The organism is Brevundimonas bacteroides DSM 4726 (assembly GCF_000701445.1).
GTDB classification, from domain to species: domain Bacteria; phylum Pseudomonadota; class Alphaproteobacteria; order Caulobacterales; family Caulobacteraceae; genus Brevundimonas; species Brevundimonas bacteroides.
Genome location: NZ_KL370782.1, coordinates 1 through 23,044 on the forward strand (window position 1 = coordinate 1; position 23,044 = coordinate 23,044).

Sequence of the window (23,044 nt, forward strand, 5' to 3'; positions counted from 1 at the left end):
AGCGGCAAGGCTCTAACAGGGCCGTTGGTCCCCGGTCAGTCGGCTTCGAGCGACGCGGGGCCGTCCGCTTCCGGTCAGACCAGCCGCGCGGAGCAGTCAGCGTTCGCCGAAACACAAACCCATACGGTCTCCGGGCGAAGGCCCGGCTGCTCCGCCCGCCCTTCCCACCCGTTCACAGCGAAGAGCGATGACGCATGGCCCCACCCGCTCTCCGCCCCCCGGGCGGAGACAGGCGGCGGAGCCGCCAGAGGCGGGCCCGTCACAGCATACCCCATGCGACATCGCCGGAGGAGGATGACGACGAGATCGGGGCGTCGTGGCCCTCGAAAGCCCCCTCCCATTCCCCACCGATTCCCCTATGTCCTGACCCCATGATTCACGACGCCCTCGCCGACGCCCGCGCCGTTCTGGAGCGCGTCTGGGGCCATGCCGACTTTCGGGGCCTGCAAGCCTCCGTGGTCGCCGAGGTGCTGGCGGGACGCGACGTGCTGGCCGTCCTGCCGACCGGCGGCGGCAAGAGCGTCTGCTATCAGGTCCCGGCGCTCATTCGTCCCGGGCTGGGCCTCGTCATCTCGCCGCTGATCGCGCTGATGACCGACCAGGTCGAGGCGCTGCGCCAACAGGGCGTCCGCGCCGCCCGTCTGGATTCCGGCCTGACGCTGGACGAACGCTCGGCCGTGCTCCGCGCCGCCCGCTCCGGCGATCTCGACCTGCTCTACGTCTCGCCCGAAGGCCTGCAATCCGGGGCGCTGCTGGACCGTCTGTCCGAAACGCCGTTGGCCCTGATCGCCATCGACGAGGCCCACTGCGTCAGCCAGTGGGGCCACGACTTCCGCCCCGATTACCGGACGCTGGGCCGCCTCGGTCAGATGTTCCCGGGCGTGCCCCGGATCGCCGTCACCGCCACCGCCGACGCCCGCACCCGCGACGACATCCTGGCCTCCCTGCACCTGGAGGGCGCCGCGGTCTTCGTCGACAGCTTCGCCCGGCCGAACCTTCAGCTGTCCGCCATCCGCAAGGACTCGGCCTCTCGCGCCAAAACGGATGCTCACGTCATCGAACTGGTCCGCGCCCGTCGCGGTCAGTCCGGCGTCGTCTATTGCGGCAGTCGCGATGGCTGCGAACGCGTGGCCGATGCGCTCAAGGCCGCCGGAACCAACGCCATCGCCTATCACGCCGGCATGGCCGGGCCAGAGCGCGACCGGCGCCTGGAACGCTTCCTGGCCGAAGACGGGGCCGTCATGGTCGCCACGATCGCGTTCGGCATGGGCGTGGACAAGGCCGATGTCCGCTTCGTCATCCACGCCGATCCGCCCGGGTCGCTGGAGGCCTACTGGCAGGAGATCGGTCGCGCGGGCCGCGACGGCGAACCGGCCGACGGCATCACCCTGTATGGCCCGTCGGACATCGCCTGGACGCTCCGCCGTCTCGAAACCCGGCCGATGGCCGAGGAGGTCAAGGCGGTACAGACGCGAAAGGCCCGCCAGCTGTTCGCCATGCTGGACGGCGCGACCTGCCGCCCCCAGGCGGTTCGCCGCTACTTCGGAGAGACCGACGCCGGCGTCTGCGGGGTCTGCGACATCTGCCAGGATCCACCGGCCCTCTATGACGCCACCGTCCCGGCCCAGAAGGCGCTGGCGGCGGTTCAGCGGCTGGGCGGTCGGTTCGGCCGGGGCCGCATCGTCGATCACCTGACCGGCAAGACCAAGGACGTCCAGCCGTGGGAAAGCGACCTCTCGACCTGGAGCATCGGCAAGGACATCGCCCCCACCGGCTGGCGCGATATCCTGGATCACCTGATGTTCGAGGGCCTGCTGGTCGAGGACCCGAACGAGGGCAAGCCCTTGGTCATGCTGGGCGACCCCGAACGCATCCGCGCCGTCTATCGCGGCGAGACCAAGGTGGAGGTGCGCCGCACCCCGCCCGGCTTCGGTGCCTCAGGTCGCTCAGCCGCTCCCCGAGACCGCACCCGCAACGACCGGAACGCCGCCGTCGAGGCGCTCGACGCCGACATCCGCGCCCGCTTCGACGCTCTGCGCGCCTGGCGCCGCGACCGGGCCTCGGAACAGCACGTCCCGCCCTACGTCATCTTTCAGGACAAGACCCTGCTGGAGATCGCCACCCGCGAACCCGGCACGCTTGACGCGCTGGCCGCCATTCCGGGCGTCGGCCAATCCAAGATCGACCGCTATGGCGCGGGCGTGCTCAAGGTGCTTGGGGAACTGGCCTGAGCGTCGGGACCGCTCTCAGGCCGGAGCCGTCTCACGGAAGCTGGGCCGCGTCTCCAACTCGGCCTGAAGCGCGACCAGCCCCGGACGCCCGGCCTTCCAGTCGTAATCCGGATGCCGGAAATCCAGCCAGGTCACCGCGCACCCCGCCGTGATGACGCCCATGTCCAGCGGCTCAGCCGCCACGCCCGCCGCCTCCAACGCATCGAGCGCACGTCCCATGTTTTCGATCCACCGCATCATCCAAGACGGCGACCGCTCGCTCTCGGGTCGTCGCTTCTCCAGCACCAGCTTGACGCCCATCTCCAGCACGGCTGCCGCCAGACCCTCGACCTGCTTGACCCGCCACCGCTCTGGGCCATCGATCGGCAGGAGGACCGGACCCGCCCCCTGCCGGTCCAGCCATTCGCAGATCACCGGACTGTCCAGGATCGCCTCGCCGCCGTCGGTCAGCAGGGCGGGCACCTGCGCGATCGGATTGACCGCCAGCAGCGCATCGGGGCTCTCGTACGGATTGACGAGGACCTCCTCGACCCGGTCAAGCAGTCCCTTCTCGCGGACCACGATCCGGCACTTGCGCGCGAACGGCGAGGGCGGGGCGATGAACAGCTTCATGGGATTAACGCCTTTCGATCTGCACGCCCGCAGGTGCCGGCAGGGCCGCCAGCCGCGCTTGTGCGGTCGTATCGCCCAGCGTGTGGGCTCGCAGGAAATCCAGGCTCACTTCGGCGAGGAAAGCCCTCTGCGCCTGCGTGCCCTCGACGACCAGTCCATGTCCGCCGCCTTCGAAGATCACCAGCATTCGGTCTCCCGGCGGCGCTGTGTCGAAGGGAATACGGTGGTCGCGCCAGTCGGGCGCATAGGTCTCGACCACATCCGCATCGCCCGTGACCATCAGCATCGGGACTGTCAGCCCGCCGTAGGTTTCAGGCTGGACCAGGCCCTGAATGGCTCCTGGGGAAGACAGGGCCACGACCACGCGGACGTCGGGATCGCTCTGCGGACCGACCGCCGTCACCGCCCCGCCTGCCATCAGGGACAGCAGGGAGCCGAACGAGTGTCCGGCTGCGGCCATGGGCTTTCCGGCATGCTCAGCGCGCACATGGTCGCGCACCACCGCCAGATCGGCGATGCGCGTCATGAAGGCTACGGCTCCGCCCGCGCGTCCTCCGCCCGGGTGCCTCTGGCTATCGACATGGAGTGGCGCGACCACGGTGAACCCTGCCTGTGCCCACCGGCCGATGATCTCACGATAGGCCCGGGGGTCTCCGCCCAGGCCGTGGCTGAACACCACGACCGCCCGCTCCTCAGCGGCCGGAAAGACGAAGACCGGGATATCGCGACCATCAGGGGCCCGCAGCGTCAGGTCGCCCAGGACCGCGCTCGGTGCCGGCGCCGTCAAGGTCGCCGTATCCTGGGCCGCGACGGGGACGGCCGAAGCGAGCGCGAGGCTCGCAGCAAACAGACCAATAAGGCGCAGGTTGACGGTCACGAATCCCCTCCCTCGTACTCGCGGCACCCTAGCGTGTCGGGATCGAAAGAGGAGTGCCTACTCGGCCGCTTCCAGGGCGGCTGCCTGGGCAGCGCGGGCGGCGTTCAGCTCTTCGGCCTTCTGTTCGACCATCTCGACGATCTTGTCGACCATGCCCTCGTTGGCCTGTTTGTGGGCGATCTTGCCGTTCAGATAGACCATGCCGGACCCTGCCCCGCCGCCGGTGAAGCCGATGTCGGTATAGAGCGCCTCGCCCGGCCCGTTCACGACGCAGCCGATGATCGACAGGCTCATGGGCGTGGAAATGTGGGCCAGCTTTTCTTCGAGGATGCCGACCGTCTCGATGACGTTGAATCCCTGACGGGCGCAGGACGGGCAGGCGATGATGTTGACCCCCCGGTGGCGCAGACCCAGCGACTTCAGGATATCGAAGCCGACCTTGATCTCCTCGACCGGATCGGCGGCAAGCGACACGCGGATGGTGTCGCCGATGCCGGCCCACAGCAGATTGCCCATCGCGATGGACGACTTGATCGTGCCGGTGCGCAAGGGCCCCGCCTCGGTCACGCCGACGTGCAGCGGGCAGTCGATCGCCTCGGCCAGCTGGTGATAGGCGGCGACCGTCAGGAACGGGTCGGACGCCTTCACCGATATCTTGAACTCGTGGAAATCGTGGTCCTGGAGGATTCGGGCGTGGTTCAACGCGCTCTCGACCATGGCGTCGGGACAGGGCTCGCCGTACTTTTCCAGCAGCTCCTTCTCCAGCGAGCCGGCGTTGACGCCGATCCGCATGGAGCAGCCGTGATCCTTGGCCGCCTGGATGACCTCGCGCACCCGGTCCGGGCTACCGATATTGCCTGGATTGATCCGCAGGCAGGCCGCGCCGGCCTCGGCCGCCTCGATGCCGCGGCGGTAGTGGAAGTGGATATCGGCGACCAGGGGAACCCTGGCCTCACCCGCGATGGTCCGGAACGCCGCCGTCGACTCCTCGTCCGGGCAGGAGACGCGGACGATGTCAGCTCCGGCCTCCTCCAGCTGACGGATCTGGTCGATCGTGGCGGCCGCGTCCGACGTCGGCGTGTTCGTCATGGACTGGACGCTGATCGGCGCGTCGCCGCCGACGGCCACCGAGCCCACGCGAATCTGGCGGCTCTTCCTGCGTTCGATGGTCCGCCAGGGACGGATGTGGCCGAGTTCAGTCGCGTCGTGGCTCATGACGCGAGAATATAGGCGAGCAGTCGAGACAAGGCCATGACGGCCGTTCGGCGGCGATCAGCGCGGAGCGACCGAGGGCGTCAGGGCTGTCTGGGCGGCCTGCGTCGTCTGCGTCATGGCCGCCTGGGTGGCGGACGCGGCGCGGGCGGCGGCGGCCTGACGGGCCGTGGCTTCCGCCTCGATGCGAGCTGCCGTCTGGCGCGCCAAGGCGGCGGCGCGCGTGTTGAGCTGGGCCAGAGGCGTGACGGCCGCAGGCAGGGTGCCGCCATGTTCGCCGTTCAGGTAGACGTCGAAGTCGCCGGGCTCGGACACGTCCACCAGTGCGCTGACCCCGACCGGCGCGCGCCAGGCTTCGCCGGCGGCGAGCTGGCGGGCGAAGAGGACGCGGCCGTCGTTCATGCGGACCACAAAGGCCGCGGCGCGACGGGCCTGGATCACCACCTGGGAGGCGGCGGCCTCGGTGCCATAGACCGCGCCACGCGGATTGAAGGCGGCCTGGACCGGCGGGGCGTTGGCGGCGGCAGCGGCGGCGAGCGCCTCCGTGTCGGCTGGGTCGATGCCGGTGAGTTCAGCCTCCAGGCCGGGCGTCAGATAGAGCGCCGGCGTCGTCTGGTCCGGCGGTGCCGGAAGCGGCGCGCCGACGCTGACCGGTTGCTGGCCGATGACGGCGCCCAGGCTCCAGCTCTCGGGCACTTCGGCAATGTCGGACGGCTGGGGCGCGCGCATCAGGCTGACGCGTTGCCAGACGTTCCAGCCGACGATGGACAGCACGATCAGGGCGACGGCGCCGATGATGCGGGGCGAATAGCGACGGACGTCCTCGAACGCGATACCGACGGGCGGCTGCAGCGGCACAGCTGCGTCCGGCGTCTCGCGCTTGAACCGTTCGACCGCCAGCTGTTCGTCGAGGCCCAGCGCACCGGCATAGGCGCGCACATAGCCGATGGCGAACACCCGCGACGGCAGGGCCGAGTGGTCGTTCTGCTCAAGCGCCCGCAGATAGCGTTCATGAACCCGGGTGTCGGCGGCCAGTTCGGCGAGCGAGCGCCCCGCCTGTTCGCGGGTGCGTTTCAGGCCATCGCCGAGGGTCGGTGCGTCAGTGATGGAGGGCACAGGGTCCTTCCAATCCGGATGAGCCCGAAACTCGTCGGGGACGTTCCCCGTGTCCAGCGCCATGACGCCCTGCCCCATACTCAGCGACGGACTGACAGACCCCGTCGCAGTACCCCACACGGGTGCGCCTAGCATGGTGCTGTGACGAAACCCGCCCGGCCCTCCGGGGATACTGAAATCGTCTTGTGGATAACCCATTTCGGCCGCTGGTTCAACGTCTTGTTAAGCTTGTTCGCCGTCCCGAAAGGGAACGGTTCACAGACCGACGTTCAGTTTCCGGGCCAGACTTTCGATCTCGTTCCGGACCGACCCAGCCGAGGAGCCGAGCAGCTTGTCCATGCCGCGACGCGCCGCCGCCAGATCGGTCGACAGGATCATGCGCTTGACCGGACCGACCCCACCCGCCGGAGCCGACAGGCGGGTAAAGCCGAGGCAAATCAGGGCGAAGGCCTCCAGCGGCCGCCCGGCCAGCTCGCCGCAAACCGACACCGGCGTGCCGGTCTCGGCGCAGGCCTTCTGGATGGTCTGGAGCGCCCGGAGCGCCGGGGGCGACAGGGGATCGTAGCGATCCGACACCAGCGGATTGGTCCGGTCCGCCGCGTACATGTACTGAAACAGGTCATTGGACCCGACCGAGACGAAGTCCGTCAGCGGCAACAGCGCGTCCAGATGCCACAGCAGGCTGGGGCACTCGATCATCGCCCCGACCCGCAACAACGCTGGCAAAGGCCGCCCCCGCCGCCGCGCCCATTCGCACTCGACATCGACCAGATCGCGCGCCGCCCGGAACTCGTCGACCGTGGCGATCATGGGGAACATGACGCGCAGCTCGCGCCCCGCGCCGGCCGCCAGCAGGGCGCGCAGCTGGAGCCGCAGCAGGCTCGGCCGATCCAGACCCAGACGGATGGCGCGACGACCCAGCGCGGGATTCTCCTCCCGCTCGGTCGTCTCCATGTAGGGCAGGACCTTGTCGCCGCCGATGTCCAGCGTTCGGAAGGTGACGGGCCGGTCGCCCGCCGCGTCCAGCACCAGACGATAGAGCTCGGTCTGGGAGTTCAGGCGCGGCAGCTCCTCGGACACCATGAACTGGAACTCGGTGCGGAACAGGCCGATGCCCTCGGCGCCGGTGGCGTCGAGGTTCTCGAGATCGACGGCCAGACCGGCGTTGGTCAGGAGGGTGATCCGCGTGCCGTCCAGCGTGACGGCGGGCGTGTCCCTCAGCTTGGCGAACTCAGCCTGACGCTGGCTGCGGACCGCCATGCGGGACCGCACCGAGTCCAGCATGTCCGCGCGTGGCCGCAGATGCGCCTCGCCCGTCTCGCCGTCGACGATCACGAGGTCGCGCTCGCTCAGCCGGTCACGCACGCCCTGAAGGCGCCCCACGCAGGGTATCTGCAGGGCCCGGGCCACGATGGCGGCGTGGCTGGCCGCCGACCCCTCCTCCATCAGAAGGCCCCGGATGCGGTCGCGCGGATATTCCAGCAGGTCGGCCGGGCCGAGGTTCTTGGCCACCAGGATGGCGTCGTCCGGAAGTTCCCGCTCGCTCGGATTGTCGCCCGCCAGGATCCGCAACAGCCGGTTGGCCAGATCCTCGAAATCGTGCAGCCGCTCGCGGATGTAGGGATCGCGCGCCTGGGCGAAGCGGGCGCGATGCTCGTTTCGCACTCGGTCCACGGCCGCCTCGGCGGTCAGGCCGCCGCGCACCGCCTCCTCCAGCGACCGGTTCCAGCCCCGGTCGTCCGCGAACATGCGATAGGTCTCGAGCACTTCGAACGACTGGCCCGCCAGCTTGCCCTGGCCCCCGTCCAGCAGGTCGTCGATGGACTTCTTGAGCGTGTTCAGCCCTTCGCGAAGTCGGATTTCCTCGACCTGCTGGTTCTCGGCCAGCAGCCGTTCAGGCGGCAGCGGCGCCTCGTGGAGCACGACGTGGCCGTACGCCAGGCCTTCGGCGAACCTCTGGCCCTTGATGCGCTCGGGCCGGTGGGGCGCCAGTTCGACGTCGCGCAGTTCGTCGGCCGCCAGCAGCTCGCCGGACGCCACCGTCTCGGCCAGAACCATGGCGATGGTCTGGATGTCCTCGACCTCGTCTTCGTCATAGCGACGCTCGGCCCGGTTCTGGACGACCAGCACACCGATGGCCCGGCCGCCGCGCAGCAGGGGCGCCCCGAGGAAGGCGTGATAGGGGTCCTCGCCCGTCTCCGGTCGATAGGAAAAGCTGGGGTGGCTGGGCGCGTCCGACAGGCTGATCGGTTGGGCCAGCCGCGCCACCTCGCCGACCAGACCCTCGCCGGGCTTCAGCCGCGTGCGGTGGACGGCGTCGGGGTTCAGGCCCTGGGTGGCGAACAGCTCCAGCTCGCCGGACGCCCGCCGCAGATAGATGGAGCAGACCTCGGCCACCATCGACTGGGCGATGGTCTTGACCACGACATCAAGCCGACCCTGCGCCGGACCGCCGTCGGCCATCGCCTCGCGGATCTGGCGCAGGAGGACGCGCGGCCCCCTCGTCATCGCTCCGCCTGCTACGGCCATCCGGTCTCCCTGCTCGGCCCCAAAATGGGGCGGGCCTCAGCCAAACCTATACCGCTTCCAGCCCATAGGCCGCATGCAGCGCGCGCACGGCGAGTTCGGCATAGGCCGCGTCGATCAGGACGCTGATCTTGATCTCGGACGTGGAGATGGCCTGGAACTTGACCCCCTTGTCGGCCAAGGCCCGGAACATGGTCTGGGCGACGCCGGCGTGGCTCCTCATGCCGACGCCGACCACCGAGACCTTGGCCACGTCCTCGTCGACGCGCAGGTCGGCGAAGCCGATCTGATCTTGCGCGGATCGCATCAGCTCGGCGGCGCGCGCAGCGTCGCGGCGACCCGTCGTGAAGGTCAGGTTGACCGCGCCTTCGGTGCGGGCCTGGCTCTGGACGATCATGTCGACGTTGACGTTGGCCTCGGCGAGGCGGGTGAAGACGTCGGCAGGGGCGTCGGTGCGATCGGACAGCCCCAGGAGCGTGATGCGGGCCTCGTCTCGGCTCATGGTCACGCCGGACACGATGCGTTTTTCCACGATTTCCTCCTCGTCGCAGATCAGGGTGCCGGACTTCGGCGGAAGGTTGCCATGCTCGTCGGGCTCGACGAAGCTGGACAGGACGCGCACGGGCACGCGCATACCCATGGCCAGTTCGACCGAGCGGGTCTGGAGCACCTTGGCGCCCAGGGACGCCATCTCCAGCATCTCCTCGTAGGAGACCTTCTCCAGTCGCCGAGCCCGGCTCTCGATGCGCGGGTCGGTCGTATAGACACCGTCCACGTCGGTGTAGATATCGCACGCGCAGCCCAGCGCCGCCGCCACCGCCACCGCCGAGGTGTCTGAGCCGCCTCGGCCCAGGGTGGTGATCCTTCCGTCCCTCGTCACACCCTGGAAGCCCGGCACCACCACGATCTCGCCGCCGTCGACAGCAGTGGCCAAGGCGTCGCCGGGGATGTCCTCGATGCGCGCCTTGCCGTGGGCGTCGTCGGTCAGGATCGGCACCTGCCAGCCCATCATCGACCGGGCGCGAAAGCCCATGTTCCGGAGCGTCAGGGCCAGCAGCCCCGCCGTCACCTGCTCGCCCGAGGCAACGACGACATCATATTCGTTATCCGACAGGGCGATGCCTTGCGCAGGCGGACCGGCCCCATCGGTCCAGGCGACCAGCTCGTTGGTCTTGCCCGCCATCGCCGACACCACCACGGCCACGCCATGACCGGCCCGGACTTCGGCGGCGACGATGCGGGCGGCGCGGCGGATCCGCTCCAGGTCGCCCATGGAGGTGCCGCCGAACTTCATGACCAGCCGAGAGGCTGTTGGCCGCGTCATCGTGACGGGGTCTCCCTGTTGCGCGGCCTTCCGAAAAGGGGTTCACCCTGTCAGCCCATGGCCGCTTCTAACGACCCCTCCGCGATGCGCAAACCCCTTGCCGCCCAAGGATTCGAAGGCGAGGCGCAAGGCCCGTCCATCGACCCCGCCGACGTGGCCCGCTTCTCGGCCCAGGCGGCGGAATGGTGGGACGCGAAAGGGCCGTTCGCGCCCCTGCACAAGTTCAACCCGGCGCGGCTCGCCTTCATCCGCGATCAGGTCGGCGCCCGCTTCGGCCGCGACCCCCGGGCCATTCGCCCCTTCGAGGGCCTGAGCCTGATCGACATCGGCTGCGGCGGCGGCCTGGTGGCCGAGCCGATGCGGCGGATGGGGTTCAACGTCACCGCGATCGACGCCTCGTCCGAGAACATCGGCACCGCCCGCGCCCACGCCGAACAGATGGGGCTCGACATCGTCTACCGCGCCGCGACCGTGGAGCAGATCGAGGCCGAAGGGGGCGGGCCGTTCGACGTCGTCCTCGTGCTCGAGATCATCGAGCATGTGGCCGATCCGGAGGCCTTCATCCGCACCTGTTCGTGCCTGATCGCGCCAGGCGGCATCATGATCGTCGCCACCCTGAACCGGACGCTGAAGTCGCTGGCCCTGGGCAAGGTTGCGGCGGAGTACGTCCTGCGCTGGGTGCCGGCAGGAACGCACGACTGGAACCAGTTCCTTAAACCCGACGAGATCCGGCGGATGCTGTCCGAGGAGCCCGTCGGCGTGCGAGGGCCCTATGGCCTGGCCTACAACCCCCTAACCGACCGGTGGTCCGAGAGCGCCGACGCCGACGTCAACTTCATGATGGTCGCCGAGCGGCCCTAGGCGGCGGGCACCCCCACAACCTCGTCGACCGAGCCGGACGTCACCGGGTGATAGCCCGGCCGCGCCTGGGCGTAGAGCCGTGTCGCGATCGGGCGGCCCCAGTCGCCTTCGGCCCAGAGGCTGGTGAACAAGGGCAGGACGAACTTGCGGCGGCCCTGCGTCGTCAGGAAGCGCTCCAGCGTCGGGACGGCGGGCTGGTAGCGGTGGGCCACCGCGATCTGGAGCCAGGCGAACAGCACCTCGGCGTTGCCCTCGTCCTTCAGGGCCAGGGTCGTCTCCAGATCGGCCAGCTGTGCGGGTGTAAGCCAGTCGCGGGATGCCGCCGCGCCCGTCGGACGCCAGGCCAGGAAGTGCTGACGCTCCTGCGTCGACCAGCGCCGCCACGGGATGGCCGAGGCCGGACCCCTGGCGACGTAGAAGGCCTGGGCCGCCTGATCGACGGCGGCCAGAGCCGTGGAGGTCGGGGCCTGGGCGTTCGACGGCAGGCCGGGCTGGTCGATCCATTGCTCGAGCATCAGCTGCTGTTCAAGCGCGGCGTCGCCCTGGATCAGATTGGCGCGGATGTCGGCGAGGAAGCCGTCGGTCGTCATGGGGCGGAAGGCGTTCCTTTCGAAATAGCCCTTCAGCCAGGCGTCGAACCGCTCGCGCCCCACGATGCGCTCGATAGTGCGCAGGAAGGCGGCGCCCTTCTCATAGGCGATGTCGGTCAGGCCGTCGTCGGGATCGCGGCCGGTCAGGTCGAGCCGCAGCCGGGTGTCGGCGGGCGGCAGGTCGGCCAGCGTGTTCTGAAGGTCGTTCCAGCCCAGCACCTGCAGCATCTGGGCGCGCTCGCGGCCATAGACCGCTTCCATGATGCGGTTCTCGAAATAGACGGTGAAACCCTCGTTGAGCCAGAAGTCCGCCCAGGTGGCGTTGGTCACCAGATTGCCCGACCAGCTGTGCGCCAGCTCATGGGCCACCAGGCTGACCAGGGATCGGTCGCCCGCGACAATCGTCGGCGTGGCGAAGGTCAGGCGCGGGTTCTCCATCCCGCCGAAGGGGAAGGACGGCGGCAGGATCAGCAGGTCGTAGCGACCCCAGCGATAGGGGCCGTAGAGGCCCTCGGCGGCGTCGACCATCTGACGCAGCTCGGCGAACTCGTTCTCGGCCGCCGCCAGCCGCGACGGCTCGGTCCAGACGCCGACGCCCTCGCCCACCTCGGCGAAGGCCAGGTCGCCGACGGCGATGGCCATCAGATAGGGCGGGACCGGATTGGTCATGCGGAAGCGGTAGGTCTTGCGCCCCTCGCCAACGTCCTCACCGTCGGGCGTCAGCATCTCGGCCGACATGACCGCCTTCAGCGCCTCCGGCACGGTGATCTTCGCCGAATAGGTCTGGCGGATGCCGGGGCTGTCCTGGGTCGGGACCCAGGTGCGGGTCAGGATGGCCTGGCCCTGGCTGAACAGGAAGGGCTGTTGACCGCCCGCTGTCTGGGCGGGCGTGAGCCATTGGAGCGCGGCCGCGTCCGGGCGGGTCGAATAGGTGACGACGATCTTCTTCGTTTCGTCGGCCTCGAACGCGGGGACGGTGATCGTCAGGGGACGGCCGAGAATGGAGTCGTCTTCGCCGAGCGCGAACGTCAAGGGCCGGCCGTCCGCGTCGGCGACCGAGCGGATGTCCAGATTTCGGCTGTCGAGGATGACCTGGGTGGCGCCCGGCTCACCCGTCACGTCCAGCGTCGCCGTGCCCGACAAGGTCTGGGCCTCGAAATCGGCGACCAGATCCAGAGCGACGTGCTTGACCCGTGCGATCTCGGGCCGGGCGTAGGAATGGATGTCGCGCACGTAGTTCACCGGAGCGGTGGCGGAGGCGGGCAGCGGCGGCATGTCGGATCTAGGCTCTCCCAGGCCCTCACAGCCCGACAGGGCGGCGGCGAGGGCGAGAGCGGACGCCATCACGGCGAGACGGGCGCAGGACATGGGCAACTCCGAGAACAGCGGCCCGCAACGAGCCCCGAAAGCATGGCCAAATCAAGGGGCGGGGCCGTGGCGGAAGCCGAGCGGCGCCAGGCGAAAACAGCGTCTGAATCGTCTGAAATGTGCGAAATCCCCCCGAGCGATGGTCCAGGACGGACCTGCAGCCGACGCCTGCGTCGAAATCGGACGCACCTCAGGACGCGGCGGCGAGCGGCGGCGCGTTCCGCGACACGAACAGTCGACCTCTCTCCGCCACGAGGACGAAGCCGAGCGCGATCAGGCCGCAGACGGTGATGCCCACCGCCATGGGGGTGACCGTGCCGTCGAACTGTTGTCCGATGAACAGGCCCGCCAGCGAGCCGAAGACGGTGGAGATGAAGCCCTGGGCCGAGGACGCCGTGCCCGCGATGTGGCCCATCGGCTCCATCGACATGGCCCCGAAGTTGCCCGCCAGAAAACCAAAGCAGAACATGGTCAGGCCTTGCAGCACGGCGAAGGTCCAGATGTTTTCGTGACCCGACAAGGCGACGGCGGCGTGGACGGCGGCGAAGCCGATGAAGCCCAGGAGCGCCGTGTGCCCGATCAGCCGCGAGCCCAGCCGCTCGACCAGCCGCGCATTGGTGACGGCGGCCACCGCGATGCCTGACGCGATCACGGCGAAGGTTCCGGCGAACAGATGGGGCGCTTCAAACACATCGAAGAAGATCTGCTGCGAGGAGTTGATGAAGGCGAACAGGGCCCCGGTGATCGCCGTCATGGCCAGGGTGTAGCCGATGGACTGGCGGTTGGTGACGGCCTCGGCGAAGGCGCGGGCGATGCGCCTGGCCTGGACCGGTTGGCGATGTTCGGGATGCAGCGTCTCGGGAAGCCGGATCGCGATCCAGAGGATGAGGGCCAGGCCCGCCACGCCGAGCAGGCCGAAGATCGCCTCCCAGGGGGCGACGGACAGCACCAGTTGGCCCACCGTCGGCGCGATGATCGGCACGCCGAGGAAGACGAGGAAGCTCAGCGACATGACCCGCGCCATGGTGCGGCCAGAGTAGCGATCGCGCACGATCGAGACAGCCAGCACCCGCGTCGCCGCCGTCCCCATGCCTTGGCCGACGCGCGCCAGGATCAAGGTCTCGAAGCTGGGGGCCAGCATGGCGACGGCGCTGAAGACGACGAAGACGCCGATGCCTGCGAGGATCAGCGGCTTGCGCCCGTACCGATCCGCCAGCGGGCCATAGACGATCTGCAGGGCGCCGAAGCCCAGCAAATAGGCGGTGATCACCCACTGGCGGCTGTTCTCGTTGGCCACCCCCAGCGCCTCGCCGATCTGCGGCAAGGCGGGCAGCATGATGTCGATCGACAGGGCGTTGATCGCCATCATCGAGGCAATGAGGCAGACGAATTCGGGAAACCCCGGCCCTTTCGCGGGCGGAGCGACGGCGTCGGGGGAGGTCATTCAGGCCAGATGCGCGTCGGGTGCGACAGGCGCAACCGCCGCGCCGTCACATTCTGCAACGCCGTTCGACGGTCAGGGCGTGAAGACGATGGTCCGGGCGAACTGGACGTCGCGCGGCCCCGGCTCGACCTCGGCCCCGTTCATCAGGGCGACGGCCGCCTCGCCAAAGCCCAGGCCGGGATGGGTTTCGTCCATCACCCGGCAGGCCTCGACCTTGCCGCTGGCCTTCGCCGTGCATTCCAGCGTCACCGTCACCCCCTGAAGCAACGGCGCCGGGGCCGGAGCCGAGGCGGTCGCGGCGGCGGGCGCGACGCGGAGCGCGCTTGGCACGATCGAGGGATTGGCGACGAGGGCGACGGAAAGGATCAGCGGGATCATGACGTTGGACCAGGGTTGCCCCTTTCAAATGTCTTAACGGCGCTTGCGTTCCGTGGGCGCGGAGGTCACCCGCCCAGGGCGTCGATCACCTTGACGGCGGTCTCGGCCCCGGAGAAGTTCTGCTGACCGGTGATCAGATTCCCGTCCCGGACCGCGAACCCGCGCCAAAGCCCCGCCTGTATGAAGTTGGCACCCAAGGCCTTCAAAGCGTCCTCGATCCGCCAAGGCATGACATGCTGGTCGCGCGGCAACACACCCATGGACCAGACGGCCTCGTCGGCAAAATCCTCCTCCACGTTGGCGAAGCCGGTCACCGTCTTGCCTTCGACCAGAAGACGACCGTCTGACAGACGGGCATAGCGAAGGATGGCCGTGCCGTGACACAGGGCGGCGGTGACCTTTCCCGCTTCATAGAAGGCGACGAAGGCGCGGTGCAGCGCCTCGGCCCGGTCGAAGGTGAACATGGGCGATTGCCCGCCGGCCACCACAAGGGCATCGAAATCCTCGACCCGCAGGTCCGACACGGGTCGTGTCGTCTCGACCAGGGCGGCGAGCCTGGGGCTGGCGATGAAACCCATGGAGACGAGATCGGTCTCGGAATAGCCCGACGGATCGCGCGGATCGCTCATGGCATCGGCCTCGCAGCGGCCGCCGTCGGGCGAGAAGATCGAGACCGAATAGCCCCTCTCCGTGAAGGCCAGATACGGGTGGGCCAACTCCGACCACCAGAATCCGACCGGCCAGCCGGTCGTCGTGGAAACCGCAGGATTGGCGATGACGATGGCCACGCGCCGGGGCCGGCGGGCGTTGACAGGGTTGGGATCTCTGAGGCTCACGACCGACGCTCCACTTTTATTTCGCTGATCACACCCCGTCGGGATATGAGCAAAGTGAATTCAGCCCTACTGAAATAGGCGCATATCCGATATGCAGGATGCTCAACTCAGGCGGCTGGACCTCGGCCTGCTGTTGGTCCTTTCCGAGACCCTGAGGCATCGGCGGTTGACCCTCGTGGCCGCGCGGCTGGGGCAGACCCAGTCAGGCGTCAGTCATGCCCTCGGCCGGCTCCGGCAGATTTTCGACGATCCGCTGTTTCTGCGACGACCGCATGGGCTGGAGCCCACGGCGCGGGCCTTGGCGCTGGAGCCCACCGTCAATGCCATCCTGGCGCTGGCGCGGCAGGCGGTGGCGGGGGCCGAGTTCGATCCCGCCGTCGTCGAGGGCGAGGTCCGCATTGCGGCCCAGGACTACCATTGCGGTCTGTTCGCCGCCCCTTTGATCGCGAAATGCCAGGCCGAGGCCCCGGGCCTGAAACCCGTGTTCTTGCCTCTGACGCGACGGCGTGCTCTCGACGCACTGGAAGCCGGCGAAGTCGATCTGGTCATCGGCTTTATCGTCCGCCCGGGCGACCGGTTCGTATCGGCACCGCTGTTCGAGCAGGACTATGCGGTCACGGCCCGGGCGGATCATCCGCGTCTGGACGACCTGTCCGACCTGGACGCCTATGCGGCCGAGCGACATCTGCTGATCAGCCAGAACGGCGAGCGGACCGGGGTGGTCGACGGTGTGCTGACCCAAATGGGACGGCGGCGCGAGGTGGCGGCGGCCTTGCCCTATGCGCTGGCGGCTCTCGCCACAGTGGCGACGACGGACCTTATCGCCACCGTCCCGCGAAGACTGGCGGAGCGGTTCGGACCCACCTTCGGCCTTGCGATGGTGGAGCCGCCCCTGGCGATCCGGCGGTTCACCCTTAGCCTGATCCGGCGCAAGCGTGACGTCGGCTCAGGACGGCTGGACTGGATCGAGGCGGCGCTGAAGGCCGAAGCCTGACAGGTGGTGCCCCGGGTCGGGCTCGAACCGACACTCCTCTCGGAACCGGATTTTGAGGCCGGTGCGACGTTAGCAAAATCAGATACTTAGGCAGTCTGCGGCGCTATCGCGGCGCTCAGAGCGTTTGCGGAGTCGTCGGAAGCATACCGGAAAGCCCGGGAATAGCGCGATGGTGCCCCCTCCCGGACTCGAACCGGGACGCCTTGCGGCGGGGGATTTTGAGTCCCCTGCGTCTACCAATTTCGCCAAAGGGGCGCGCGGCGATCGTCATAGACGAAGGGGCGCCCGGCGCAAGTCGCCTGTCGGGCGGCCCCTCCCGCCGAGCGGAACAATAGCGGAACATTCTCTTGCGCGCGAACCTATCCCGGGCGTACGGGTGCGCGGGTCGACCGCCCGTTTGGAGCCGAGGGATGAACGACAACGAACCCGGCCGATCCAGCCGATCGCCAGCTGCGCGACGGGCGCGCCTGGTTCTCCTCGCGACCAATCTGGAACACGGCCCCGACGGCCGCCCCCTGATCGGCGAGATCTTGCGCGAGATCGAGGCGCTTCACCCGGGCGCGATCGAGCGGGAAGCCTCGCGGCTGCAGCGCCGGCGAGCCGCGCCCCGATCAGGAGGGCTGGATCTCGCCCTCCTCGACGATCCGAGGAGCTGAGGCGATGCGCGATCCGTTCGCGCATCTGGGCGACGATCGCTTCCCCATGGTTTCGGGTCAGGGCGGGGGCGCCGGTCCGCTGATCGATCTTCCGCACCGCGGAAACGCGCTGGACGTCCGCTGTCTGAGCTGCGGCCGCGAGGCCAGGCTTTCGGGGAGACGCCTCGCGACAGAGTTCCGCAGCCGACTGGCGGCCTCAGTCGGCCAGTTCGTTCGTTCCCTTCGCTGCGGCGAATGCCAAGGGAAGCGCCTTGTCGCCTATGTCGCGAGTGATCCCATGGCCGAGGGCTTCCGGCGTAGCACCCTGGACCCCGCGCAGATGATCTGGGCCCGCCGCCTTGACGCCTGGCTGCAGGAGGCCGGATCAAGCCTGGGCGAGTTTCGGGACGTGCTGCGCGATCTTCCGTCCGAGGCCGACCGCGTTGTTACCGGGACCCGTGCCAAACCGTCGAACGATGGTCCGGTCGCGTGAAATGCGAACCCGGTTCGCATGCGCGGCGCACGGTCCGTCTCTTGCCCCGGAATCGGGCCCAGAAACGCGAAAAGGCCCCCGGGCCGCCCCGCATCTGCGGAGAGGCCCGGGGGCTAGGCTCAGGAGGGGGAATCCGATCGGGATCAGTCAGTCGAGCGGAGCGCCCCGATCACGGCGCGCAGCTCGGGAACGCCGACATAGATCCGGACATAGGAACTCCCCCCTTCGCCCAGGATCGGGCGATCGGCGAGTTCCGACCAGGTGTCGGCGATGGTCGCGAGATCAAAGAAACCTTCGCTGGGCCCGGGCGAGCCGTCGCTCTGGGCGACCAGGCTCGCGCCCAGCGTCTGGATCTCGGCGAGTGTCAGGGCCTTCGGATCCCGCATCGCCAGCGAGGCGAGCGTCTGGACCCGGGCCGAGGGTTATTTGTCAGTCATCCGGCGGCCTCGGATCTGGCGGCGGCGGGGACGCGGGGCACGACAGCCGCGCGTCCGCGATCACCGCGTCGAGGAGATCCTCGCGGGCGAAACGGCGCGCGACGTAGTTCAGGCCTTCTGGACTGCCCTGCAGGGTCGCCCCGGCCGGAAGCGAGATCGCCTCCGGAACCGGCGCGAGCAGCTCGGGCGGACAGGCCGTCCGCGTTTCAACGCGGGTCGCGAGGACCGGCTGCGGAACCGACGGCGGGTCGGCCGCCGGCGAGCTGGCGCATGCAGTCAGCGTCGCAGACGACAAGGCCAGAAGGATCCCGAGGCGCAGCGTCGATTGCGCTTTGAGCATTGGCGTAACTCCGGGCTTGAGAAGCGCCGCGGGCCTGGGCCCGGGCGATGGCGGCCGATTGGCCGGATCTGAGCTGCGCGATCTCCCGATCGCGATCTGCGACCGCATCGATCGCCACGTTCTGCGCGGCCGTCAGCTCATGGATCCGCGCGTCGCAGCCGACCGGCGCCGCCCAGCGCTGCGGATCCGCGTCGAGGCGACCGATCCGAGAAACGCAGGCCTGCGCCTCGGCGGCCGCCTTGAGCTGGTCGACGACGGGAGCCGGACAGCGCTCGCCCTTCTGTCGGCCGAGTTCGCCACCGGCGATGGACTGACAGTCGGCCAAGCGCTCCGAACGCGCGAACGCGCGCTGCATCTCGCCGACGATGACGACCAGGAGGAGGAGGACCGCGAGGCCGCCCAGGACTTTCAAGGCGAGACGGGTCATGCGGCAAGCTCCACATTCGGGACGGTCGCCCAGACCGTGGCCAGGTGTTCGACCTCGGCCAGGCGGCGAAGCCAGCCCTTGCCGAACGTGTCGAAGGTCGACAGCGAGCGATAAAACTCCTCGCGGATCTCGCTCAGGCGATCGACCAGGCGTTCGGGGCGCAGAGCCAGGGCGGCGGCGATCGTTTTCGGGCCGACGATCCCGTCCTCGGCGACGCCGGCGGCGCGCTGCAGATAGCGGATCGCCCGCTTCGTCCCCGAGTTCACCGCCAGGTCGAAGATCATGTAATCGACGCCGGGCGGAAGGCGGTCACAGGCCGCCTTGAGCCAGTACCCGTCATAATAGACGGGGGCGGCCGTGGTCGGCGTCAGTAGCCGCAGATCCGCGACGTCGACGTCGCCGTCGCCGTCCAGATCCAGACGCCAGGCCTTGGCCGTTCCGAGGGTGATCCCGAGGTTCGTCGCGCCCCCGGGGTCGCGGGGGTGATTGACGAAGCCGCCCTCATGACGAAGCAGGAAAGGCAAGGCGCGCTGAAACCGCGCCCGTTCGCTGAGCATGGTCGTTCTCCGGATTTGGGGTCTGAGGCGACGCGGCCGTCGGGCGCGCCGCTATCGGCGCGGGCGGTGGGCCGTCGTGACGATCTCGGGCCCGCGATCGCCGCCGAGGAAGGGTGAATCGATCGAGCGGGCCCGCTGCTCGATCCGGCGGCCGTACGTCAGGACGACCAAGCCGAGGACGCCAGCGAGGAACACAAGGTCGCCCAGGCCGACGCCGCCGGCGCTCAGGCGCGAAGGGGCGGCCATGACCAGGCCTGACGCGATGGCGCAGAGGGCGATGCGTTCGCCCCGGGGCGCGGACGCCCAATCGAGCAGCGCGACCAGGACGACGATCGCGACGATGGCGCTCGCCAGGGCTCCGCAGGGGATCAGGAACAGCGCGCTCATGCCGGACCGACCTTGACCTTGAGCAGGCTCAGCGGATCGCCGGCCAGTTTCTGCAGCCAAGCCAGGAGCTTCGGCAGGCATCCCATGGCGCAGAGGCCCGTCAGGAACAGGATCGCCTTGGCCACCGTCCCGGGAAGGTCGCCTGGCCAGAACAGGTCGAGGAGCGAGCAGATCGCCGGCGCGAGGAAGATCGCCGAAAGCAGGCCGACCAGAACGGCGACCATGCGCCCCCGGATCGTCAGCGTCTCGACGAAGGCGAGCGACAGCACCGCCCCGGCGAACCCGGGGGCGAATGCTATGACTTTCGCCAGGACGCCAGCGATGGCGGGTTCGGTAAGCGGAGCGTCGGCCATGCGGCCTCCTATGGATTCGATGATGCAACAGGGTTGTCGTCGCCTCTGACGGGCGACTTGACTTCGACCGCCGCGGGAGGGCCCGGCGACGCGGATCAGAGCTGGTCTGAGAAGGCGATGGCGTTCAGGCGATCCATGACCATGCGACCGGCGTCGACGGTGTGGACGTAGGTTCCGAGGAAGAGGGCCGGCGAGCGCCAGCCGCCCGCTTCCATGGCGACGCGGACATTGACGCCCGCATTCAGAGCATTCGTCGCAAAGGCGTGACGCCCGACGACATGGCTGGACTTGTACGGCAACCCCGCCCGGGCACAGACCGCCTTGATCCGCTCATTGACGGAGTATCGGCTTGTGTAGCGAAACACCCGTTCGCCCGGCCGCGGATCGAGCGCGCGGATCCGCTCGATCAGGGGATCCGGAAGCCAGCGGAGACTGTCGACGTCGGTTTTCGTCCGGACCAGGACTGCAGTCCGCCGAACCAGGTCGACGGACTGGCCCTCCAAGGCGACGGCCTCCGATACGCGCGCAGCGGTCATGTTCATGAACAGGACGCAGCCCGCGAGATGAAACAGACCGTCAGCGTCGCAGCGCTCCAGAAAGCGTTCCATCCACCGGCGGTTCGCCGGGAGAGCCCTGCGGGTCGGCGGGGCCCTCAGAAGGCGTATCCGGACAGGCGTTCGCCATCCGAGATCGTGCGCGTGGTAAAGGACGGCCCGGGCCGGGGTTATCACCTGACGATTGCGCGTCGCATTGGATGCTTCCGGATACAGATCAAAGGCCGCCCGATGCACCGCCATAGGCGTCACGGTCGCCACGTCCGATGCGCCGAAGATGGCGATCAGCCGCGAGATGAACCGGGCCTCGCCGCCATGCTCAACGTAGCTTGCGGCGGCCTGGGCGAAGGTGAAGGGAGCGGTCATCCGCCCAAGGATCATCCGACGCGGGAGGGGCCAATGCCCTACATCCGACAGGGGATGCATCTCGCCCGAGGGCTGAGATTAACCATCTAAGCGTTCAGAGATACAGCCTCCGGGCGTCCAATGGATCGAGGTTTGCCCCCCCCACATTTTTGAGAGGGGCGTGGGGGTCAGCCGATCCTCCAGTTGGTTCCATCGCTGTAGACAGGAACGCCATTCGAGCCCCCGCCCGCGACGATGGAGGCGAAGGTCGTCGCATTGGCATCAGAGACGAAGGCCCGCGCTCCAGCGCCCGCGCCTGTTCCAGAGGCACTCGGGAGCGTGGCAACGGTGTAGACCGTTCCCTTCTGGACACCGCGCAGAACGGTCTGGGTGACGTTCACGTTGCCGATGACGACCTGATTGTCGAGCGTGCAGGTCGCTTGGTAGCCGAGCGCCGTCTGATTGGTGCCCGTGGCAACGCCGCCCGTGCCCCAGCCAAAGTAGGAGTTGAACTGGCCGGTCGTGTTGCTTTGACCAGCGGACAGACCTACGGCGGTGTTCCTGATACCGGTCGTGGTGCTGAATAGAGCGTCTTTGCCGAAGGCAGTCACATCGGCGGCGGTCGTAATGTTGTAAACGACGCGATGGCCCACCGCAGTGACGCCGTCGCCACCTGCGCCAGTGTTGATCAGGGCCGCTTGAGAACCGATGATGACGCTGAAGGCGCGAGACGTAGTGCTCTTGGCGACCCCGCCTCCGATCAGCACATTCTCTCTGCCCTGGGCCAGCAGTTCGGCGGCCACATAGCCCATGATGACGTTGTCATAGCCGGTCGTGAAGCCGAGGGCCAAGTTACCGGCATCAACCGGAACCGGGGCCAGGCTCCAACCTGACGAGTCACCAACACACGTATTGTTCGCCGCATAACCGGCTTTTCCGAGGGCGCGACGACCCACACCAACATCACCGACTCCGGCGGTCTGAAGTTCCCCTGCTTCCCAGCCGATATGAACCACGTCGATGCACGCGGTGGAGAGGCGGCCCGCCTCCGACCCAATCCAAACGTTACCGGTGCCGGTGAGGTGGTTCGGAGCTGCGTTCCATCCCAGCGCCACGTTATGCGTTGCTGATCCGACCGCTGCCAAAGCGTTGACGCCGATACCCGTGTTGGCCACGCCGGTCGTAGTGGTGTTTCCTGCGTTTTTGCCCGCGAACAGAAGGTCGGTCGTGCTCGCCTCGTTTACGAGGGAGCCCAAATCCCTGAGGGCCGATTTGTCGAGGATGCCGTCTGCAATTGTCATGTCAGGAAGCCTTCAGCCAATAGCCGCCTTGGGCGCGGCGGACAGGAGTGGAGTTGGGAAAGCGCCACGCATTTCCGGGCACACCCTTCGATGGGGAGAGGGCGGCCAGGCGGCGAGAGAGCGGTCCGGCGAGCATGACGAAACCCCTAGGGCTGAATGATCACCGTCAACGTCCGGGCGGCGACCTGAGGGACCGCGGCGCCGTTCAGGACGCTGCGCAGTTTGAAGCGGCTGAGATGCAGGAAGTCGGCCGCGTCGATCGCCACGCGCCGCGCCGCCGTCAGCGCGCCGACCTTGACCAGCTGCTCGACGCCGAGCTGATCGAACGCCGGCGAGAAGGCGGCCCCGTTGGCGACGGAGACGGCCAGGTCGGCGGTCGTCCAGCCGTTCGGAACGGTGATCCCGACGACCTTGGCGGACCCGATATCGATCTCGGCGGATATGCTGTCCCCCGCTGCGAACGCGACGGTGATCTCGACCAGCGGGGCGTTACCGACCGGGGCGGCGATCGCCGGGGCTTCGATGAACGCCAGTCGCTGTCCGGGCGTGACCGCGATCGTCTGCGGCGAGCCCGGAAACGCGAGGACGTCCTCGCCGTCCGCCGTCGCATCGCCCCATCCGGTCACATAGACCGCGCCGGACAAGACGATCACGCGCGCCAGGCCCCGTTCGCCCGCGAAGCCCGGAGCGGCCTCGCTTTCGAGTGAAACCGCGCCGACGTCGAGGGTCTGGGATCCGTACGACCGGGCGATCGCTTCCTCGACCTGGCCACGCGCGGAATCGACGCTGGCCATCGCCAGCCACTCAAGGCGAACCTTGGCCGTCATCTTGATCTCCGATGTTGGA

At 68.5% G+C, this 23,044-nt stretch carries 23 protein-coding genes and 1 tRNA gene; 5 read left to right on the forward strand and 19 right to left on the reverse strand.

Translation table 11 applies throughout. The features are described from left to right. The first annotated feature begins 371 nt into the window (after nt 1-371). The gene (gene recQ, locus Q333_RS0114720; protein WP_029418009.1) at nt 372-2,231 is read left to right on the forward strand and encodes a DNA helicase RecQ; all 1,860 of its coding nucleotides are present in this window, start codon (nt 372-374) and stop codon (nt 2,229-2,231) included. Nucleotides 2,232-2,246: 15 nt separating this feature from the next. Here recQ and Q333_RS0114725 read toward each other — a convergent pair whose 3' ends face one another. The 6 genes from Q333_RS0114725 to Q333_RS0114750 form a co-directional block, all read right to left on the reverse strand. After that, nucleotides 2,247-2,843 carry a glutathione S-transferase N-terminal domain-containing protein gene (locus tag Q333_RS0114725; protein ID WP_029418010.1) on the reverse strand — a complete coding sequence of 199 codons (597 nt, stop codon included), beginning with the start codon at nt 2,841-2,843 and terminating at the stop codon, nt 2,247-2,249. Nucleotides 2,844-2,847: 4 nt separating this feature from the next. Then, nucleotides 2,848-3,720 (reverse strand): alpha/beta hydrolase family protein, encoded by an 873-nt coding sequence (locus Q333_RS0114730; RefSeq protein WP_051651359.1) that lies wholly within the window; start codon nt 3,718-3,720, stop codon nt 2,848-2,850. A 57-nt stretch (nt 3,721-3,777) separates the two neighbouring features. Beyond that, nucleotides 3,778-4,935 carry a flavodoxin-dependent (E)-4-hydroxy-3-methylbut-2-enyl-diphosphate synthase gene (gene ispG / locus Q333_RS0114735; protein WP_029418012.1) on the reverse strand — a complete coding sequence of 386 codons (1,158 nt, stop codon included), beginning with the start codon at nt 4,933-4,935 and terminating at the stop codon, nt 3,778-3,780. Between the two features lie 57 nt (nt 4,936-4,992). After that, the gene (locus Q333_RS16700) at nt 4,993-6,048 is read right to left on the reverse strand and encodes a helix-turn-helix domain-containing protein (RefSeq protein ID WP_245591558.1); all 1,056 of its coding nucleotides are present in this window, start codon (nt 6,046-6,048) and stop codon (nt 4,993-4,995) included. A 255-nt stretch (nt 6,049-6,303) separates the two neighbouring features. Continuing rightward, the gene (gene ptsP / locus Q333_RS0114745) at nt 6,304-8,577 is read right to left on the reverse strand and encodes a phosphoenolpyruvate--protein phosphotransferase (protein WP_029418014.1); all 2,274 of its coding nucleotides are present in this window, start codon (nt 8,575-8,577) and stop codon (nt 6,304-6,306) included. A 46-nt stretch (nt 8,578-8,623) separates the two neighbouring features. Beyond that, the gene (locus Q333_RS0114750; protein ID WP_029418015.1) at nt 8,624-9,898 is read right to left on the reverse strand and encodes an aspartate kinase; all 1,275 of its coding nucleotides are present in this window, start codon (nt 9,896-9,898) and stop codon (nt 8,624-8,626) included. Nucleotides 9,899-9,982: 84 nt separating this feature from the next. Here Q333_RS0114750 and ubiG point away from each other — a divergent pair, with 84 nt between their 5' ends. Next, nucleotides 9,983-10,759 (forward strand): bifunctional 2-polyprenyl-6-hydroxyphenol methylase/3-demethylubiquinol 3-O-methyltransferase UbiG, encoded by a 777-nt coding sequence (gene ubiG, locus Q333_RS0114755; protein WP_051651360.1) that lies wholly within the window; start codon nt 9,983-9,985, stop codon nt 10,757-10,759. On the opposite strand, the gene Q333_RS0114760 is transcribed toward ubiG, so the two are convergent. From Q333_RS0114760 to Q333_RS0114775, 4 genes are all read right to left on the reverse strand, one after another. Next, complete coding sequence (locus Q333_RS0114760; RefSeq protein ID WP_029418017.1) at nt 10,756-12,717, reverse strand: M1 family metallopeptidase; 1,962 nt, start codon at nt 12,715-12,717, stop codon at nt 10,756-10,758. The two genes, ubiG and Q333_RS0114760, sit on opposite strands and share 4 nt — an antisense overlap. Before the next feature lie 190 nt (nt 12,718-12,907). After that, the gene (locus Q333_RS0114765) at nt 12,908-14,161 is read right to left on the reverse strand and encodes a multidrug effflux MFS transporter (protein ID WP_029418018.1); all 1,254 of its coding nucleotides are present in this window, start codon (nt 14,159-14,161) and stop codon (nt 12,908-12,910) included. 72 nt (nt 14,162-14,233) lie between these two features. Beyond that, nucleotides 14,234-14,539 (reverse strand): TonB family protein, encoded by a 306-nt coding sequence (locus tag Q333_RS0114770; RefSeq protein WP_029418019.1) that lies wholly within the window; start codon nt 14,537-14,539, stop codon nt 14,234-14,236. Between the two features lie 65 nt (nt 14,540-14,604). Next, nucleotides 14,605-15,375 carry a type 1 glutamine amidotransferase domain-containing protein gene (locus Q333_RS0114775; protein WP_029418020.1) on the reverse strand — a complete coding sequence of 257 codons (771 nt, stop codon included), beginning with the start codon at nt 15,373-15,375 and terminating at the stop codon, nt 14,605-14,607. Nucleotides 15,376-15,466: 91 nt separating this feature from the next. On the opposite strand from Q333_RS0114775, the gene Q333_RS0114780 reads away from it, so the two are divergent. Further along, nucleotides 15,467-16,369 (forward strand): LysR family transcriptional regulator, encoded by a 903-nt coding sequence (locus Q333_RS0114780; protein ID WP_035294547.1) that lies wholly within the window; start codon nt 15,467-15,469, stop codon nt 16,367-16,369. A 170-nt stretch (nt 16,370-16,539) separates the two neighbouring features. On the opposite strand, the gene Q333_RS0114785 is transcribed toward Q333_RS0114780, so the two are convergent. After that, nucleotides 16,540-16,624, reverse strand: a tRNA-Leu gene (locus Q333_RS0114785). Between the two features lie 155 nt (nt 16,625-16,779). On the opposite strand from Q333_RS0114785, the gene Q333_RS0114790 reads away from it, so the two are divergent. After that, nucleotides 16,780-17,025, forward strand: a complete 246-nt coding sequence (locus Q333_RS0114790; RefSeq protein WP_029418022.1) for a hypothetical protein — start codon at nt 16,780-16,782, stop codon at nt 17,023-17,025. A gap of 4 nt (nt 17,026-17,029) precedes the next feature. Further along, nucleotides 17,030-17,497 (forward strand): hypothetical protein, encoded by a 468-nt coding sequence (locus Q333_RS0114795; protein WP_029418023.1) that lies wholly within the window; start codon nt 17,030-17,032, stop codon nt 17,495-17,497. Nucleotides 17,498-17,640: 143 nt separating this feature from the next. Here Q333_RS0114795 and Q333_RS0114800 read toward each other — a convergent pair whose 3' ends face one another. From Q333_RS0114800 to Q333_RS0114835, 8 genes are all read right to left on the reverse strand, one after another. Beyond that, on the reverse strand, nt 17,641-17,883 hold the full coding sequence (locus Q333_RS0114800) for a hypothetical protein (RefSeq protein ID WP_029418024.1): 243 nt from the start codon (nt 17,881-17,883) through the stop codon (nt 17,641-17,643). Nucleotides 17,884-18,140: 257 nt separating this feature from the next. Continuing rightward, nucleotides 18,141-18,701 carry a hypothetical protein gene (locus Q333_RS0114805; RefSeq protein ID WP_029418025.1) on the reverse strand — a complete coding sequence of 187 codons (561 nt, stop codon included), beginning with the start codon at nt 18,699-18,701 and terminating at the stop codon, nt 18,141-18,143. Then, a complete protein-coding gene (locus Q333_RS0114810) occupies nt 18,698-19,258 on the reverse strand; it encodes a glycoside hydrolase family 108 protein (protein ID WP_029418026.1) in 561 nt (186 codons plus the stop codon). The genes Q333_RS0114805 and Q333_RS0114810 overlap by 4 nt, the downstream gene beginning before the upstream one ends. A gap of 51 nt (nt 19,259-19,309) precedes the next feature. Continuing rightward, the gene (locus Q333_RS0114815) at nt 19,310-19,645 is read right to left on the reverse strand and encodes a hypothetical protein (RefSeq protein WP_029418027.1); all 336 of its coding nucleotides are present in this window, start codon (nt 19,643-19,645) and stop codon (nt 19,310-19,312) included. Next, nucleotides 19,642-19,998, reverse strand: coding sequence for a hypothetical protein (locus Q333_RS16705; RefSeq protein ID WP_035294549.1), 357 nt, complete (start codon nt 19,996-19,998; stop codon nt 19,642-19,644). The genes Q333_RS0114815 and Q333_RS16705 overlap by 4 nt, the downstream gene beginning before the upstream one ends. A 95-nt stretch (nt 19,999-20,093) precedes the next feature. Next, nucleotides 20,094-20,918, reverse strand: a complete 825-nt coding sequence (locus Q333_RS0114825; RefSeq protein ID WP_029418028.1) for a tyrosine-type recombinase/integrase — start codon at nt 20,916-20,918, stop codon at nt 20,094-20,096. 167 nt (nt 20,919-21,085) lie between these two features. Further along, nucleotides 21,086-22,198 carry a hypothetical protein gene (locus tag Q333_RS17695; RefSeq protein ID WP_157072480.1) on the reverse strand — a complete coding sequence of 371 codons (1,113 nt, stop codon included), beginning with the start codon at nt 22,196-22,198 and terminating at the stop codon, nt 21,086-21,088. Nucleotides 22,199-22,344: 146 nt separating this feature from the next. Beyond that, complete coding sequence (locus Q333_RS0114835; protein WP_029418030.1) at nt 22,345-23,025, reverse strand: hypothetical protein; 681 nt, start codon at nt 23,023-23,025, stop codon at nt 22,345-22,347. Nucleotides 23,026-23,044 lie beyond the last annotated feature (19 nt).

Bases quoted from the DNA above. Each gene is read 5' to 3' on its own strand.
- Q333_RS0114805 (WP_029418025.1), bottom strand. From the start codon at position 18,701: ATGACCCGTCTCGCCTTGAAAGTCCTGGGCGGCCTCGCGGTCCTCCTC.
- Q333_RS0114750 (WP_029418015.1), bottom strand. From the start codon at position 9,898: ATGACGCGGCCAACAGCCTCTCGGCTGGTCATGAAGTTCGGCGGCACC.
- Q333_RS0114790 (WP_029418022.1), top strand. From the start codon at position 16,780: ATGAACGACAACGAACCCGGCCGATCCAGCCGATCGCCAGCTGCGCGA.
- Q333_RS0114780 (WP_035294547.1), top strand. From the start codon at position 15,467: ATGCAGGATGCTCAACTCAGGCGGCTGGACCTCGGCCTGCTGTTGGTC.
- Q333_RS16705 (WP_035294549.1), bottom strand. From the start codon at position 19,998: ATGGCCGACGCTCCGCTTACCGAACCCGCCATCGCTGGCGTCCTGGCG.
- recQ (WP_029418009.1), top strand. From the start codon at position 372: ATGATTCACGACGCCCTCGCCGACGCCCGCGCCGTTCTGGAGCGCGTC.
- Q333_RS0114810 (WP_029418026.1), bottom strand. From the start codon at position 19,258: ATGCTCAGCGAACGGGCGCGGTTTCAGCGCGCCTTGCCTTTCCTGCTT.
- Q333_RS0114770 (WP_029418019.1), bottom strand. From the start codon at position 14,539: ATGATCCCGCTGATCCTTTCCGTCGCCCTCGTCGCCAATCCCTCGATC.
- Q333_RS0114795 (WP_029418023.1), top strand. From the start codon at position 17,030: ATGCGCGATCCGTTCGCGCATCTGGGCGACGATCGCTTCCCCATGGTT.
- Q333_RS0114835 (WP_029418030.1), bottom strand. From the start codon at position 23,025: ATGACGGCCAAGGTTCGCCTTGAGTGGCTGGCGATGGCCAGCGTCGAT.
- Q333_RS0114765 (WP_029418018.1), bottom strand. From the start codon at position 14,161: ATGACCTCCCCCGACGCCGTCGCTCCGCCCGCGAAAGGGCCGGGGTTT.
- ptsP (WP_029418014.1), bottom strand. From the start codon at position 8,577: ATGGCCGTAGCAGGCGGAGCGATGACGAGGGGGCCGCGCGTCCTCCTG.
- Q333_RS0114800 (WP_029418024.1), bottom strand. From the start codon at position 17,883: ATGCGGGATCCGAAGGCCCTGACACTCGCCGAGATCCAGACGCTGGGC.
- Q333_RS0114825 (WP_029418028.1), bottom strand. From the start codon at position 20,918: ATGACCGCTCCCTTCACCTTCGCCCAGGCCGCCGCAAGCTACGTTGAG.
- ispG (WP_029418012.1), bottom strand. From the start codon at position 4,935: ATGAGCCACGACGCGACTGAACTCGGCCACATCCGTCCCTGGCGGACC.
- Q333_RS0114725 (WP_029418010.1), bottom strand. From the start codon at position 2,843: ATGAAGCTGTTCATCGCCCCGCCCTCGCCGTTCGCGCGCAAGTGCCGG.
- Q333_RS17695 (WP_157072480.1), bottom strand. From the start codon at position 22,198: ATGACAATTGCAGACGGCATCCTCGACAAATCGGCCCTCAGGGATTTG.
- ubiG (WP_051651360.1), top strand. From the start codon at position 9,983: ATGCGCAAACCCCTTGCCGCCCAAGGATTCGAAGGCGAGGCGCAAGGC.
- Q333_RS0114760 (WP_029418017.1), bottom strand. From the start codon at position 12,717: ATGTCCTGCGCCCGTCTCGCCGTGATGGCGTCCGCTCTCGCCCTCGCC.
- Q333_RS0114815 (WP_029418027.1), bottom strand. From the start codon at position 19,645: ATGAGCGCGCTGTTCCTGATCCCCTGCGGAGCCCTGGCGAGCGCCATC.